1 protein-coding gene and 1 pseudogene are annotated in these 794 nt (G+C 65.7%); both read left to right on the plus strand.

All coding sequences use genetic code 11. The annotated features are described in order from the left end of the window. Positions 1-113, plus strand: a pseudogene (locus tag DEQ92_RS20985) (succinate--CoA ligase subunit alpha); the annotation flags it as partial. 104 nt (positions 114-217) lie between these two features. Then, entirely contained in the window at positions 218-655 is a 438-nt protein-coding gene (locus DEQ92_RS20990; RefSeq protein WP_115821727.1) for a CBS domain-containing protein, read from the plus strand. The last annotated feature ends 139 nt before the right edge of the window (positions 656-794 follow it).

A 794-nucleotide genomic window follows, 5' to 3' on the forward strand; every position in this document is an offset into this window, starting at 1 on the left:
CCGGCTCGGGCACCGGCACCGCGGAGTCGAAGATCAACGCCCTCAACGACGCGGGCGTCCCCGTCGGCGACACGCCGAACGAAGTCGCCGACCACATCGAAGACTTCCTCTAGACGGCGACCTGCGGCAATCTTCTCGTTCCTCTTTCCCCTTTCTCATCGCATTCGTCGCCTCGTCGCTCGGAAATTCTTTATTCTCCCCACACGACCGTGGAGTGATGCGCGTCAGCGACATCCTCTCGCCGTCGGTCGTCACCGTCGACCTCGAGTCGTCGCTCGCAGAGGCGGTCGGAAAGATGCTCGACGAAGACGTCGGGAGCGCGGTCGTCACCGACGACGGCGTCCCGGGCGCGATGATCACAGAGCACGACGTGCTCGACGCGACGTACCAGACGGACGAGCCGCTCTCTTCGATTCCAGTCAGAGCTGCGGCGAGCGCCCCGCTGGTCACCATCGGGCCGTCCGCGTCGGCCCGTCGCGCGGCCGAGGAGATGGACGATCACGGTGTCCACCGCCTGGTCGTGGTCGACGGCCTCGACGTCGTCGGCGTCGTCTCGACGACGGATCTGATCCGAAACTACACTGGGATTCGGGTGGACGAACGGAAGCGGGCCGACGCGGAGTACGAGTGGTTGACGCGCGAGGAGATGCGGTGAGTATCGGGAGTCGCGGCTGGGTCTTGCTGGCACCACTGCGTCCCAACAGGGGAGCCGGCGCTATCCATCGCCTTCGGAACCGTCATCAGCGTCGAGCGACGACCTCCCGATACGGAGACGATGTCGCCACCACGCACGA

The sequence above is a fragment of the Haloferax sp. Atlit-6N genome (assembly GCF_003383195.1).
In the GTDB taxonomy this organism is placed as follows: Archaea; Halobacteriota; Halobacteria; order Halobacteriales; family Haloferacaceae; genus Haloferax; species Haloferax gibbonsii.

Coding starts and splice junctions, on each gene's coding strand:
- DEQ92_RS20990 (WP_115821727.1), top strand. CDS start 218: ATGCGCGTCAGCGACATCCTCTCGCCGTCGGTCGTCACCGTCGACCTC.